Raw genomic sequence first — 588 nt, 5'->3', positions numbered from 1 at the left:
ATGCTAGTCCATCTAAATCTGCAATTGTTGCTTCATATATTCTCATTTTACTCCATTCCCCTTCCAATACTGTTTCATAATATCTGTTGCCCATTTAGGCTGCTTTATTTCTTCCCTCGGTATAAATTCTTTCATAACAGGCTTAATATCCAATATAGGTGTACCATCGATTGCGTCTAATCCTTCAACAACAATTGTTTTTCCATCTCTTCTTATCACATTAACAATTGTCGCTCCTATTCGGTTCGGACGATTTTTTCCACGCTGTGCAAAAATCCCTACTTTCGGATACTTACTATTATTTCTAGGGTGTCTAGCAGAATACTGAATTTGTTCATCTGTTACTTTATGAAAATAGAAAATAACTTCAATATGAGAAAACTCTTCGATCCCTTGTATACTTTCCTCTGTAAACGACTCGCTTAAAGTAATAAGTGATCTTACTTCTCCCCACTCATCATCCGCAATTTCCATTCTTTCATTATGTACAAATGCGATTGGTCGAACTGAAAACATCCGCATTCCCCCTTAAATGTAACCACTTACATTATAAGATATTTTCTGAATGTTTTCCACACATACGATTGT

At 35.4% G+C, this 588-nt stretch carries 1 protein-coding gene; it reads right to left on the bottom strand.

Going from position 1 to position 588, the window contains the following annotated elements; all coding sequences use genetic code 11:
* Positions 1 to 42: 42 nt before the first annotated feature.
* Positions 43 to 516, bottom strand: coding sequence for an SAM-dependent methyltransferase (locus tag AC1DTM_RS30820; protein ID WP_016104727.1), 474 nt, complete (start codon positions 514 to 516; stop codon positions 43 to 45).
* Positions 517 to 588: the final 72 nt, after the last annotated feature.

The organism is Bacillus sp. P4_D3, assembly GCF_056401855.1.
This window is presented reverse-complemented; position numbering and strand designations above follow the sequence as displayed.

What these genes read in the sequence shown, in the direction of transcription:
- AC1DTM_RS30820 (WP_016104727.1), bottom strand. Translation starts at nt 516, where the DNA reads ATGTTTTCAGTTCGACCAATCGCATTTGTACATAATGAAAGAATGGAA.